We start from the raw sequence: 12,392 nt of genomic DNA, 5'->3' as shown, positions 1-12,392 counted from the left end.
CCGCCTTTTCACGTTTTTTAGTGAATAGGCGGTTGCCATACAAAGGGATGAGGCAGTATAGTATAATTTGTTATATCATTTGATGAAAGCGTTTTAGCTTTTTTCTTCTAGGGGGATTTTCTTGTGAAAGAGGCCAGATTGCCAAATTTATTGGAAATTATTATTTTATTATTCGGGTTTTTAGCACTTGTCTTATCGTTCACAGTGTTTTTAGACCTGCCGATCCAGCTAGCTCTATTAATATCCTGGTTTTTCGCTATTATTCTTGGAGTCAGGCTGGGATATTCATATAAAGACTTGCAGGCTTCGATTGTCACCGGCATATCAAACGGTCTTGAAGCGGTATTGATTCTCGTTTCGGTCGGTGCGCTCATCGGGACATGGATTGCCGGCGGCGTTGTGCCGACGTTAATTTATTATGGTTTAGAGTTTATTAATCCTCATATTTTCCTTCTGGCTACACTGGTGATTTGTTCCGTTATGTCCGTTGCGACCGGAACGTCGTGGGGAACCGTGGGAACCGCGGGGATCGCCATGATTGCCATCGGAGAGGGAATGGGTATACCGCTTCCGATCGTAGCGGGAGCCGTTTTGTCCGGCGCTTACTTCGGAGACAAGCTTTCACCGCTGTCTGACAGTACGGTGCTTGCCTCCACGCTTTCTAAGGTGGATGTGCTGTCACACGTAAGAGCGATGATGTATCTGTCAATTCCGTCCTATATTATTACGGCCATTCTGTTTACCGTAACGGGATTTATATACGGCGGAAAAAATATTGATCTCGACAAAGTGGAATTTTTAAAATCTTCATTGCAGAAAACGTTTGACATTCATATATGGATGCTCATTCCGGCTGTTGTCGTCGTTGTCCTTCTGATTTTGAAAAAGCCGTCTATGCCCGTTATTATCATCGGTGCTTTGCTTGGCGCAATCTGGGCTTCCGTCTTTCAGGGAATGAATTTTGCCAGTGCCCTCGCGACTGCTTATAATGGTTTTTCTATTAAAACGGACGTCGAATTTTTAAACGGCCTGTTAAACCGCGGAGGCATTACCGGTATGCTGGATACGTTAGTCGTTATCCTGTTCGGTCTCGGTTTTGGAGGAATTCTTGAGAAGCTCGGCGTATTAAAAGTGATTGTCTCAACTTTTGAGAAAAAGCTGACTACACCGGGAAATGTGACGCTTTCGACATTGATCGTCGCCCTTTTAGGAAACATTTTCGGGTGTGCGATGTACGTGTCATTGATCCTGACGCCGAAAATCATGGAGAACAGTTATGATAAACTGAAACTTGACAGAAGAGTTTTATCCCGGAACGCAGAGGTGGGCGGCACGCTTACTTCAGGGATGGTGCCGTGGTCTGATAACGGCATCTATATGGCCGGCATTCTCGGCGTATCCACATTTTCTTATCTGCCGTTCATGTGGCTCAGTTTTGTATCTATCGGACTGGCAATATTGTACGGATACACGGGGAAATTCATTTGGTACACGAAAGAAAAATCCTTGCAATCTCAAAAATTGGGTTAGGAGGTTCATTTCATGATTACAAAGCATATGATTCGGACGTTAATGATTGAAACGCCGACTGTTCCCGGAAATCTCGGAAAAGTGGCAACCGCCATCGGAGTGATGGGCGGAGATATCGGGGAAGTTGAAACCGTTAAAGTCGGCCCGAACTACACAATGCGCAACATTACGGTGCAGGCCGAAAATGAAGAGCAGCTGCAGGAAATCATTCAAGCCATTGAAGCTCTCGGTGAAGGCATCCGGCTTCATACAGTCTCAGATGAAGTGCTCTCTGCTCATGAAGGCGGCAAAATTCAGATGAAAAGCAAAATGCCGATCCGGACACTGGCTGAGCTTGGCCGTGTTTATACGCCGGGTGTCGCCGATGTGTGCAGACTGATTGAAAACGAGCCTGAAAAAGCGTCCATCTATACGACAATCAGCAATTCTGTCGCCATTGTCACCGACGGAACGGCGATTCTCGGTCTCGGCAATATCGGCTCTGTCGCCGGAATGCCCGTAATGGAAGGGAAAGCCGCGCTTTTTGACCAGCTGGCGGGTATCAGCGGAATTCCGATTTTGCTCGATACCTCTGATCCGGAAGAAATCATTCGCACGGTAAAACATATTTCCCCGGGGTTCAGCGGAATTCTGCTTGAAGATATCGGTTCGCCCCACTGCTTTGACATTGAAGACCGCCTGAAAGAAGAACTGGACATTCCGGTTATGCACGATGACCAGCACGGCACGGCGGTCGTCACGCTCGCCGCCGCCATTTCCGCTTGTAAAAGCGCCGGTCTTGATTTAAAAGAAGCGAAGGTCGGTCAGATCGGTCTCGGCGCGGCAGGCGTCGCCATCTGCCGCATGTTTATGGCATACGGAGTCAAAGCGGTCTGCGGAACGGACAAGTCAGAAGACGCAATGAACCGCCTCGCTCAGTACGGAGGTCAGCCGCTTGGAAGCATCAAAGAATTAATGGACACGTGTGACATTGTGATCAGCACCACAGGAGTTCCGGGTCTCATTAAAAAAGAGGATGTCAGAAAAGGACACGTCATTCTGGCTTTATCTAATCCGAAGCCGGAGATTGAACCGGAAGAGGCATTACAAGCCGGAGCCGCTTATGCAGCTGACGGCCGTTCGGTCAATAATGTTCTCGGCTTCCCGGGGATTTTCCGCGGCGCGCTGAACGCCAAAAGCAAGAAAATCGACCATGAAATGCTTGTGGCGGCCGCAGAAGCCATCGCCTCTTGCACAAAACACGGCGATCTCGTGCCTCAGCCTTTGGATGCCGACGTGCATCAAGCCGTATCAGCAGCCGTAGAACGGGCCGCGGCAGGGAAATAAACAACTCTTACAGTACCGGACATGTGCCGGTGCTGTTTTTTTATCATGAATAGGAAGCGGAATTCTTAGGCAGGCTAACAGATAGCAAAAGACGGAATAAAGAGGTGACGATGTGGATTATTTTCCGCTGATCCATACAAATATTTGGGATGCTGTGATCGGCGTGCCGGTCGTCTTATGCGTCACACAGCTGATCAAAGTGTTCTGTCGGGTTCCGGGCATATTCGTTCCCACGATTGCCCTTGCTGCCGGAAATGTTGTGTCTATCGTTTTCGGTCATCATGAACACGTGTATGCGGGGATTTTCATGGGGTTTTTTTACGGATACGCCGCAATGGGGAGCTATTCATCTGCCAAAACGTCTCTGCGCGCTTACCGGTCGAAACAAGAGCCGTATTCATGAACACATCTGGATTTTTTTGTTATGATAAAGAAAAGGGAAAAAGGAGCGATTGGCACATGGCGAAGAGCAAAACGAAAAAAATGCGGGAGCATCTCAAAAGAAACGGGATGCGTGACGCAGTCCTGTCAAGGGGGACGGCGCCGTCTTTCAGCACCCATGAAAGAGTGACGAAAACCAAAAAAGACAGGCTTGAAAGAATAAAGCATAAAAAAAGGAACCCCTATGATCACCGGAGTGATGACGGGGTTCTTTTTTTATGCCCGAATCTCGCGCCTTTCTATGATTTCTCTGTCATGTTTTCTCTTTTCTTTCATACAATCTACTAAATCAAGTCAATAGATTAGCGGGAGGAAAGCGGTATGAGAAAACAATCGTACAAAGAACTGTTTTTTCGCCATGTAAAGGATCATCTGTCACTTTATATATTTGTGTTCGTCTTGTTTTTAATGGGGGTCATTTTCGGGGCGATCATCGTCAACAGCATGACCATCACGCAGAAAGAAGATTTGTATTACTATTTAAGCAAGTTTTTCGGACAGCTGTCTGACGGAAAACATGCCGGCGCTTCAGAAATGTTTTGGCAGGCCGTCTTTCATGATGTAAAATATTTGGGGCTGATGTGGATCCTCGGTATTTCCGTGATCGGTCTTCCGGTTATTTTCATTATGGTGTTTTTGAAAGGAATCGTCGTCGGCTTCACGGTCGGTTTTTTAGTGAATCAAATGGGGATGAACGGGTTTTTCCTGTCATTTATATCGGTTCTGCCGCAAAACATCGTTCTCATTCCGGCATATCTTATCATGGGGACATGCTCCATCGCTTTTTCGCTGAAACTGATCCGGCAGCTGTTTGTCAAACGCAGCCTTCATGACGCGCCGATCCAATGGTTCGGACGCTACGCCTTCGTGCTGATTCTCATCGTTTTCTTCTCGGTCATCGCCTCGCTGCTCGAGGCGTACGTGTCTCCGCTGTTTATGGAAAAGCTGTCATCACGCATATTTTAGAATGATTATCATAAAATAATACTTTTATTTATCAGTTTATAATAATTATAGTTGGAACTCTGCGCGTATTTTGTTATAATGAGTCATGGAATGCGGCGTAGGAGGGAAAGACATGGAAAACCGTATTGATCGAATTAAAAAGCAGCTGCACTCGTCAAGCTACAAGCTTACGCCACAGCGGGAAGCAACGGTAAGAGTGCTGCTTGAAAACGAAGAAGACCATTTAAGCGCAGAAGATGTATACCTCCTCGTAAAAGAGAAATCTCCTGAAATTGGTCTCGCTACAGTATACCGTACATTAGAATTATTAACAGAATTAAAAGTCGTTGATAAAATTAACTTCGGGGACGGCGTATCCCGCTACGACCTTCGCAAAGAAGGCGCGGCTCACTTTCATCACCATTTGGTGTGCATGGAGTGCGGAGCCGTCGATGAAATTGAAGAAGATCTGCTTGAAGACGTTGAAGAAGTGATTGAACGTGATTGGAAATTTAAAATTAAAGATCATAGATTGACTTTTCACGGAATCTGCCACCGCTGCCGCGGGGATGAAACAGAGTAAAAGCCTACGAACCTTTTCTGCCAGGAAAGGGTTTTTTGCTGTTTTTATGTATAAAAGCCTTTGAAATTGGCATAAGGTGTACTAACAGCCGCCAAAGAAAGGGTCGATCGAAAGATGGGCAGATTCCTGAAAACAGCCGCGGATACGATCAAAGTGTTTATTCTGTTCACAGGTTTTACCGCGCTGTTCTATTATGCTATGATATGGGTGAATTCAGAGTATGAAAACTATCATCGGTACGATAAACCGGAAGGCTCCGCCGTCAAAGTGGCCAAAACGGAACATGAGGAAAAAGACGGCTGGTTCGGCCGATTGATCTTTTTTTACCAAAACGGGGAGTAGATCAAGAGTGAAGGATCAAATTAAGGATTTCATCCATTATGTGAGGGTTGAAAGAGGGCTGTCCCAAAATACGATGATGTCCTATGAGCGTGATCTGAAAAGTTATTCTCTCTTCTTAACTGAAACCCTTCAGATCACTTCATGGAATGATGTGACCCGTCTTCATATTATTCAATATTTAAAGCATATAAAGGACTCCGGGAAATCCGGCAAGACGTCTGCGAGGCATTTGGCGTCAATCCGGTCTTTTCATCAATTTCTGTTAAGGGAAAAAGCCGCGGATAAAGATCCTTCGGTACATATTGAAACACAAAAAACAGAGCGGACGCTTCCAAAAGTATTGGCGCTTCACGAAGTTGAGCGGTTATTGGACACGCCTAAGCTTGACAGCCCGTTCGGTCTCAGGGATAAAGCCATGCTTGAACTGCTGTACGCGACCGGCATCAGGGTCAGCGAGATGATCGAGCTGAAATTATCCGACGTCCATTTGACGATGGGATTCGTCCGCTGCTTCGGAAAAGGGCGGAAAGAGCGGATTGTGCCGATTGGTGAAGCCGCTTCCCATGCGATAGAAGCATACATTGAAAAAGCCAGAGGGAAATTATTAAAGAAAAATGTAACCGAAGCGCTTTTTCTGAATCATCACGGCAGGCAGATCAGCCGTCAGGGATTTTGGAAAAACCTGAAAAAAATCGCACTTGAAGCGGGGATTAAAAAAGAGCTGACACCGCACACGCTCCGGCACTCCTTTGCAACGCACCTGCTCGAAAACGGGGCGGATCTGCGCGCCGTGCAGGAGATGCTCGGACATGCCGATATTTCCACGACGCAAATTTATACGCATGTGACGAAAACAAGGCTGAAGGACGTGTACAAACAGTATCATCCGCGCGCTTAGGAGCCGCTGCCAGAGGGGCCGCGGCTTTTTTGCCGGATTGGCGGAATACAGAGAAGGTTCTAATTATTTGAATCGGCATTGTCAACAAGAATGTAAACGGTTTATACTTGAGTTGTCTGACCTCTGTAAGCTACAATGGACAGATGGAAGAAAAGGAGGCTTTTATGATGTCTGAATACAAATATAACCGGGTATTTTTGATCGTAATGGATTCTGTCGGAATCGGTGAAGCGCCGGACGCCGCCGATTTTAATGATATAGGCGCAAATACGCTCGGACACATCGCAGAGCACATGAACGGCTTACATATGCCCCATATGGCGCAGCTCGGTCTCGGACTGATCGGAGACATTAAGGGCGTGGAAAAAACGGAGCACCCTCTTGCGTACTACGGAAAAATGCAGGAGGCGTCAAACGGGAAAGATACGATGACGGGGCACTGGGAGATTATGGGCCTCTACATTGAAAAACCGTTTAAAGTGTTCCCGGAAGGATTTCCGGATGAACTTCTTCAGGAACTTGAGCGGCGTTCAGGACGGAAAATCATCGGAAATAAGCCGGCTTCAGGCACGGCGATTCTGGACGAGCTCGGAAAAGAACATATGGAAACGGGTGCGCTGATCGTTTATACATCAGCAGATTCCGTACTGCAGATTGCGGCTCACGAAGATGTCGTTCCGCTTGACGAACTGTACAGCATCTGTGAAACGGCCAGAGAACTGACGCTTGATCCGAAATACATGGTCGGCCGGATTATCGCAAGACCGTTCGTCGGAGAACCGGGCAGCTTCAAACGCACGCCGAACCGTCATGATTATGCGCTCAAACCGTTCGGCCGCACGGTAATGAACGGAATGAAAGACAGCGGATTAGACGTCATTTCCATCGGCAAAATTTCTGATATTTATGACGGAGAAGGCATTACATCTTCCCGCCGCACGGTATCTAATATGGACGGCATGGACAAAGTGATTGAAACGCTCGGTGAAGAGTTTACGGGCCTGAGCTTTGCCAATCTCGTTGATTTTGACGCGCTGTACGGACACCGCCGCGATCCGGAAGGGTACGGAAAAGCGCTCGAGGAATTCGACGCGAGGCTTCCGGAAGTGTTTGAAAAAATGAAAGAAGACGATCTGCTTATTATCACTGCGGATCACGGCAATGATCCTGTCCATCACGGCACGGATCACACGAGGGAGTATGTGCCGCTTCTTGTGTACAGCAAAAAGCACAAACACACTGAACAGCTGCCGCTTGCGGATACATTTGCCGATATCGGCGCAACCATTGCGGATAATTTCAAAACGGAAAAGCCGGAATACGGAAAAAGTTTTTTATCAAGATTACAGTAGGGGGACTTTTTTTGAAACAAAAGATCGAACGTGCTGCTGCATTTATTAAAGAACACGTGAAAGAAACACCAAAGATCGGTCTGATTTTAGGGTCAGGGCTCGGCGTATTGGCCGATGAAATTGAAGGAGCTGTCAAGCTTACATATGAAACGATCCCTGATTTTCCGGTCTCAACGGTAGAAGGCCATGCCGGCCAGCTTGTGATGGGAACGCTTGAAGGCGTGCAGGTCATCGCGATGCAGGGCCGCTTTCATTACTATGAAGGCTACTCAATGGATCAGGTCACATTTCCCGTCCGCGTGATGAAGGCACTCGGCGTTGAATCTCTCGTTGTGACGAACGCAGCCGGCGGTATCAACACTGAATTCCGCGCCGGCGATCTGATGATTATTACAGACCACATCAACTTTACGGGCACCAACCCGTTAATCGGGCCTAACGAAGCTGAATTCGGACCGAGATTCCCGGACATGTCAGAAGCCTATGACAAAGAGCTGTCAGGCTTGGCTGAAAAAACGGCCGATGAGCTGGGCATTCCTGTTCAAAAAGGGGTGTATACAGCTGTTACGGGGCCGTCTTACGAAACGCCGGCTGAGGTTCGGTTTTTAAGAACGATGGGTTCTGACGCTGTCGGCATGTCGACCGTGCCGGAAGTCATCGTCGCCAACCACGCGGGGATGCGCGTGCTCGGCATCTCATGCATTTCCAACGCGGCGGCAGGTATTCTTGACCAGCCGTTATCCCATGAAGAAGTAATGGAAATGACGGAAAAAGTAAAAGGCGGCTTTTTGAAGCTTGTAAAAGCCGTAGTCGCACGATCTCAAAAATAAGTCAGCATAAGTCAGCTGTTTCTTCGGAAGCAGCTGTTTTTTTGTGCCCTCAACACGAAACATTTTCCAGATGAGGCGTATAAAACCACCGGATTTGGAAAAAATAAAAAGGATTATGAAATGGAGGGCTTTGGAGATGAAACGTCTTATATCCACTTTGTTGATTGGCATTTTATTAACGGCATCAGCACCGTCCGCTTTTGCAAAGCCGGACGGAAAACATACATCGGAGCTCGCTCATGAAGCCAAAAGCGCCGTGCTGATTGAACGCGATACGGGAAGCATTCTTTATAACAAGAACAGCCGGGAGCGTCTGGCGCCGGCAAGCATGACAAAAATTATGACCATGCTTTTAATCATGGAAGCGCTTGACAAAGGGAAAATAAAGATGAGCGATAAAGTCAGGACGAGTGAACATGCCGCGTCCATGGGCGGATCACAGATTTTCCTTGAACCCGGAGAAGAAATGACGGTAAAAGAAATGCTCAAAGGAATTGCGATAGCTTCCGGAAATGACGCATCCGTCGCAATGGCGGAGTATATTGCCGGTTCAGAAGAGGATTTCGTCAGCCGGATGAACAAAAAAGCAAAAGAATTGGGATTGAAAGATACCTCCTTCAAAAACCCGACGGGACTGCCTGAAAAAGACCATTACAGCTCTGCTTATGACATGGCGAAAATGGCGAAGGAATTATTAAAGTATGATAAAATCACTCAATTTACGGGAACGTATGAGGATTATTTAAGAGAAAATACAGACAAAAAGTTCTGGCTCGTCAATACAAACCGGCTGATCAAATTTTATCCGGGTGTAGACGGCGTGAAGACGGGCTTTACAGGCGAAGCGAAGTATTGTTTAACCGCCACCGCTAAAAAAGGAAATATGAGGGTTATTGCTGTTGTTTTCGGAGCCAGCACTCCGAAAGAAAGAAATGCCCAAGTGACCAAAATGCTTGATTACGCCTTCAGCCAGTTTAAAACACACCCGCTGTACAAACGGGATCAAATCGTCGGAACGGTAAAAGTAAAAAAAGGAAAACAGAAACTGATCAAGCTGACCACATCTGAGCCGATTTCTCTTCTGGCCAAAAAGGGAGAGAACATGGACAAAGTAAAAAAAGAAGTGAAAATCAACGGCAATGTAACGGCTCCGGTTAAAAAAGGAGAGGTGCTCGGCAGCCTCGTTCTGAAAAAAGACGGAAAGGTGCTCGTTGAAAGCCCGGTCACGGCAAAAGACGACATGGAAAAAGCGGGTTTTCTCACTTTTCTGAAGCGGACAATGGGAGATTGGACAAAATTTAAATAATCGTGGCGAACGGGCACTAGTTTTGTCATAGTGAAGGAATTGCTTTCCCGAAAATCGAAACACTCATTATCCGATCATATCAAGGAGGAATGAGCATGAGCCTTGGAATTGACTTTCATGTCAAAGAATCCGTGCTTTGTATTCGATTAACAGGTGAACTCGACCATCATACGGCAGAATCATTAAAACAAAAGGTTACTGAATCGCTGGAGGCTGACGGCATCCGTCACATCGTGCTGAACCTTGAAGATCTTACCTTCATGGACAGCTCCGGCCTCGGCGTGATTTTAGGGCGTTATAAACAAATTAAACAGCTCGGCGGAGAAATGGTCGTGTGCGCGATTTCGCCCGCGGTGAGACGTCTGTTTGACATGTCCGGCCTGTTTAAAATCATCAGGTTCGAACAATCAGAACAAAAAGCGCTTTTAACGTTGGGGGTGGCATCATGAAAAACGAGATGCATCTTGAATTTTCAGCCCTCAGTCAGAACGAATCGTTTGCGCGCGTAACAGTTGCTTCTTTTATCGCACAGCTCGACCCGACGATGGATGAGCTGACGGAAATCAAGACCGTCGTATCAGAAGCGGTAACAAACGCGATCATCCACGGCTATGAAGAAAACTGCGACGGAAAGGTGTACATCTCCGTTACGCTGGAGGATCATGTCGTCTATCTGACCATACGTGACGAAGGCCTCGGGATCACGGATCTTGAGGAAGCGCGCCAGCCGCTCTTTACGACAAAACCCGAGCTTGAGCGCTCCGGAATGGGCTTTACCATTATGGAAAACTTCATGGATGATGTCACGATTGATTCCTCGCCGGAGATGGGAACGACGATACGCTTAACAAAACACCTATCAAAAAGCAAAGCGCTTTGTAATTAAGGAGATTTGTTATGGATGTGGAGGTTAAGAAAAACAGCAAAAACGCGCAGCTCAAGGACCATGAAGTCAAAGAATTAATCAAAAAGAGCCAAGAGGGCGACCAGCAGGCAAGAGACCTCCTCATAGAAAAAAACATGCGTCTTGTGTGGTCCGTCGTTCAAAGGTTCTTAAACAGAGGCTATGAGCCGGACGATCTGTTTCAGATCGGCTGTATCGGATTGTTAAAATCCGTTGATAAATTCGATTTGTCCTATGATGTCCGTTTTTCAACTTATGCCGTGCCGATGATTATCGGAGAAATCCAGCGCTTCATCCGCGATGACGGAACCGTCAAAGTATCAAGATCTTTAAAAGAGCTCGGCAATAAAATACGCCGGGCGAAAGATGAACTGTCAAAAACATACGGAAGAGTGCCGACCGTCCAGGAAATCGCGGACCATTTAGAAATTGATGCGGAGGATGTGGTGCTTGCGCAGGAAGCGGTGCGGGCGCCTTCATCCATTCATGAGACCGTGTATGAAAATGACGGAGACCCGATCACCCTGCTTGATCAGATCGCCGATCATTCAGAAGAGAAGTGGTTTGACAAAATCGCCCTCAAGGAAGCGATCAGTGATTTGGAAGAACGGGAAAAACTCATTGTCTATCTGAGATATTATAAAGATCAGACACAGTCGGAAGTAGCCGAACGGCTCGGGATTTCCCAAGTCCAGGTATCGAGGCTGGAGAAAAAAATATTAAAGCAGATTAAAGTGCAGATGGATCATACGGAAAGCTGACCTTTTACGGGCCGGCTTTTTTTATTTGTGCATCGGTGGTAATTTATGGTCTTTTGCCGCTGATGAATGAGAACAAAAGTGAACCGCATACTACATATATAACCACCCGAAAGATGGTGATGCAAGATGGAAAGACGAATATTTCTCAGACTTCGCCACCGCGTGAAGGCTCATACCGGAGATATCATCACAATCGGCGACGCCGCGCAGATCGCGGGACAGCAAAAGCTGAAAAAAAAACTGTCGGCACTGCCGCTGTATAAGGTCACGAAAAAAGACAAAAATATCGTTGTGCTGGACATCATAAAAGTGCTGAAAACCATTCATACCGCTTTTCCCGCGCTTGATGTACAGACCGTCGGCGGCGCTGAAACGATAGTGGAAATCCATTACCAAAAAAAGCAGCTGTCAGCCGTTTTGTTCGTCGGTGTCTGGCTCCTGCTTTTTATCGGTTCATGTCTTGCCATTATGAATTTTCATGAAGATGTCAGTATGAGAGAAGTTCATATCGCCTTATATGAAATCATAACGGGCGAACGGAATGAATATCCGTATCTGCTTCAGATTCCGTACAGCATCGGCCTCGGTCTCGGTATGATCGTCTTTTTTAATCACATCTTCAAAAAACGCCTGAATGAAGAGCCAAGCCCGCTGGAAGTCGAGATGTTTAATTATCAGCTTGATCTCGATCATTATGTCGCAATGCACGAAAATGAAGAGACGATGAAAGATCTGCATGATCGTTAGCATTCTTTTCGTTATGTTTGTCGGGCTTGGCGGAGGGCTGACCGTGGGGGCAGGCTTTGTGGCTTTTTTAACCGTTATGGGAATCGTCCCCCGCCTTATGCAGCTGACAAAAACAATGCGCTTTGTACAGGCCTACGAAGGAGCTGTTATTTCAGGAGCTGTGTTCGGCGGCTGGGAAACCTTAAATATGAATCATTTTTTTTTATCTGAATGGCTGGCCGTTCCGGTCGGGCTTTTGGCCGGCATGTTTGTCGGCATGCTGGCCGCCGCGCTTACAGAAGTGCTGAATGTGCTTCCCATTCTTGCCAAACGGATCGGCTTCGGCAGCAAAATCATCATATTGCTGATGGCCATTGTGTTCGGCAAAATAGCCGGCTCTTTATTTCATTGGCTGTATTTTATCCATCATTCATAAGGAGGAACCGAC

The 12,392-nt window shown here is 46.9% G+C and carries 16 protein-coding genes; all 16 read left to right on the top strand.

The genetic code is table 11. The features are described from left to right. Nucleotides 1-123: 123 nt before the first annotated feature. Nucleotides 124-1,530: a Na+/H+ antiporter NhaC gene (gene nhaC, locus G9F50_RS10500; protein WP_060562026.1), complete on the top strand. Its 1,407-nt coding sequence runs from the start codon at nucleotides 124-126 to the stop codon at nucleotides 1,528-1,530. 12 nt (nucleotides 1,531-1,542) lie between these two features. Continuing rightward, nucleotides 1,543-2,856, top strand: coding sequence for an NAD-dependent malic enzyme (locus G9F50_RS10495; protein WP_007409402.1), 1,314 nt, complete (start codon nucleotides 1,543-1,545; stop codon nucleotides 2,854-2,856). Between the two features lie 112 nt (nucleotides 2,857-2,968). Then, complete coding sequence (locus tag G9F50_RS10490; protein WP_060562027.1) at nucleotides 2,969-3,259, top strand: hypothetical protein; 291 nt, start codon at nucleotides 2,969-2,971, stop codon at nucleotides 3,257-3,259. A 56-nt stretch (nucleotides 3,260-3,315) separates the two neighbouring features. Continuing rightward, complete coding sequence (locus G9F50_RS10485; RefSeq protein WP_032862885.1) at nucleotides 3,316-3,585, top strand: hypothetical protein; 270 nt, start codon at nucleotides 3,316-3,318, stop codon at nucleotides 3,583-3,585. 33 nt (nucleotides 3,586-3,618) lie between these two features. After that, entirely contained in the window at nucleotides 3,619-4,263 is a 645-nt protein-coding gene (gene spoIIM / locus G9F50_RS10480) for a stage II sporulation protein M (RefSeq protein WP_007409404.1), read from the top strand. A gap of 112 nt (nucleotides 4,264-4,375) precedes the next feature. Next, nucleotides 4,376-4,825 (top strand): ferric iron uptake transcriptional regulator, encoded by a 450-nt coding sequence (gene fur / locus G9F50_RS10475; RefSeq protein ID WP_003153330.1) that lies wholly within the window; start codon nucleotides 4,376-4,378, stop codon nucleotides 4,823-4,825. Between the two features lie 114 nt (nucleotides 4,826-4,939). Beyond that, nucleotides 4,940-5,167 (top strand): YqzK family protein, encoded by a 228-nt coding sequence (locus G9F50_RS10470; protein ID WP_003153331.1) that lies wholly within the window; start codon nucleotides 4,940-4,942, stop codon nucleotides 5,165-5,167. A gap of 7 nt (nucleotides 5,168-5,174) precedes the next feature. Beyond that, complete coding sequence (gene xerD / locus G9F50_RS10465) at nucleotides 5,175-6,065, top strand: site-specific tyrosine recombinase XerD (RefSeq protein ID WP_012117897.1); 891 nt, start codon at nucleotides 5,175-5,177, stop codon at nucleotides 6,063-6,065. Nucleotides 6,066-6,232: 167 nt separating this feature from the next. Then, nucleotides 6,233-7,417: a phosphopentomutase gene (gene deoB / locus G9F50_RS10460; protein WP_015417748.1), complete on the top strand. Its 1,185-nt coding sequence runs from the start codon at nucleotides 6,233-6,235 to the stop codon at nucleotides 7,415-7,417. Nucleotides 7,418-7,428: 11 nt separating this feature from the next. Continuing rightward, entirely contained in the window at nucleotides 7,429-8,247 is an 819-nt protein-coding gene (locus G9F50_RS10455; protein ID WP_007409407.1) for a purine-nucleoside phosphorylase, read from the top strand. 136 nt (nucleotides 8,248-8,383) lie between these two features. Beyond that, on the top strand, nucleotides 8,384-9,553 hold the full coding sequence (locus tag G9F50_RS10450; RefSeq protein WP_007409410.1) for a D-alanyl-D-alanine carboxypeptidase family protein: 1,170 nt from the start codon (nucleotides 8,384-8,386) through the stop codon (nucleotides 9,551-9,553). Nucleotides 9,554-9,648: 95 nt separating this feature from the next. Further along, entirely contained in the window at nucleotides 9,649-10,002 is a 354-nt protein-coding gene (spoIIAA, locus tag G9F50_RS10445) for an anti-sigma F factor antagonist (protein ID WP_007409411.1), read from the top strand. Then, entirely contained in the window at nucleotides 9,999-10,439 is a 441-nt protein-coding gene (gene spoIIAB / locus G9F50_RS10440) for an anti-sigma F factor (RefSeq protein ID WP_003153347.1), read from the top strand. Before spoIIAA ends, spoIIAB begins: the two co-directional genes overlap by 4 nt. An 11-nt stretch (nucleotides 10,440-10,450) precedes the next feature. Continuing rightward, nucleotides 10,451-11,218, top strand: coding sequence for an RNA polymerase sporulation sigma factor SigF (gene sigF, locus G9F50_RS10435; protein WP_003153348.1), 768 nt, complete (start codon nucleotides 10,451-10,453; stop codon nucleotides 11,216-11,218). A 126-nt stretch (nucleotides 11,219-11,344) separates the two neighbouring features. After that, complete coding sequence (locus G9F50_RS10430; protein WP_007409412.1) at nucleotides 11,345-11,965, top strand: stage V sporulation protein AA; 621 nt, start codon at nucleotides 11,345-11,347, stop codon at nucleotides 11,963-11,965. Further along, entirely contained in the window at nucleotides 11,955-12,380 is a 426-nt protein-coding gene (locus G9F50_RS10425; RefSeq protein WP_014418289.1) for a stage V sporulation protein AB, read from the top strand. The genes G9F50_RS10430 and G9F50_RS10425 overlap by 11 nt, the downstream gene beginning before the upstream one ends. Nucleotides 12,381-12,392 lie beyond the last annotated feature (12 nt).

Origin of the sequence: Bacillus sp. EKM206B (genome assembly GCF_011066015.1) — a bacterium.
GTDB lineage: Bacteria > Bacillota > Bacilli > Bacillales > Bacillaceae > Bacillus > Bacillus velezensis.
Note: the sequence above shows the minus strand (reverse complement) of the source record. Positions and strands in the feature narration are given on the sequence as shown.

What these genes read in the sequence shown, in the direction of transcription:
- G9F50_RS10470 (WP_003153331.1), top strand. Translation starts at nt 4,940, where the DNA reads ATGGGCAGATTCCTGAAAACAGCCGCGGATACGATCAAAGTGTTTATT.
- spoIIM (WP_007409404.1), top strand. Translation starts at nt 3,619, where the DNA reads ATGAGAAAACAATCGTACAAAGAACTGTTTTTTCGCCATGTAAAGGAT.
- spoIIAB (WP_003153347.1), top strand. Translation starts at nt 9,999, where the DNA reads ATGAAAAACGAGATGCATCTTGAATTTTCAGCCCTCAGTCAGAACGAA.
- spoIIAA (WP_007409411.1), top strand. Translation starts at nt 9,649, where the DNA reads ATGAGCCTTGGAATTGACTTTCATGTCAAAGAATCCGTGCTTTGTATT.
- sigF (WP_003153348.1), top strand. Translation starts at nt 10,451, where the DNA reads ATGGATGTGGAGGTTAAGAAAAACAGCAAAAACGCGCAGCTCAAGGAC.
- G9F50_RS10425 (WP_014418289.1), top strand. Translation starts at nt 11,955, where the DNA reads ATGATCGTTAGCATTCTTTTCGTTATGTTTGTCGGGCTTGGCGGAGGG.
- G9F50_RS10495 (WP_007409402.1), top strand. Translation starts at nt 1,543, where the DNA reads ATGATTACAAAGCATATGATTCGGACGTTAATGATTGAAACGCCGACT.
- G9F50_RS10450 (WP_007409410.1), top strand. Translation starts at nt 8,384, where the DNA reads ATGAAACGTCTTATATCCACTTTGTTGATTGGCATTTTATTAACGGCA.
- deoB (WP_015417748.1), top strand. Translation starts at nt 6,233, where the DNA reads ATGTCTGAATACAAATATAACCGGGTATTTTTGATCGTAATGGATTCT.
- fur (WP_003153330.1), top strand. Translation starts at nt 4,376, where the DNA reads ATGGAAAACCGTATTGATCGAATTAAAAAGCAGCTGCACTCGTCAAGC.
- G9F50_RS10430 (WP_007409412.1), top strand. Translation starts at nt 11,345, where the DNA reads ATGGAAAGACGAATATTTCTCAGACTTCGCCACCGCGTGAAGGCTCAT.
- G9F50_RS10485 (WP_032862885.1), top strand. Translation starts at nt 3,316, where the DNA reads ATGGCGAAGAGCAAAACGAAAAAAATGCGGGAGCATCTCAAAAGAAAC.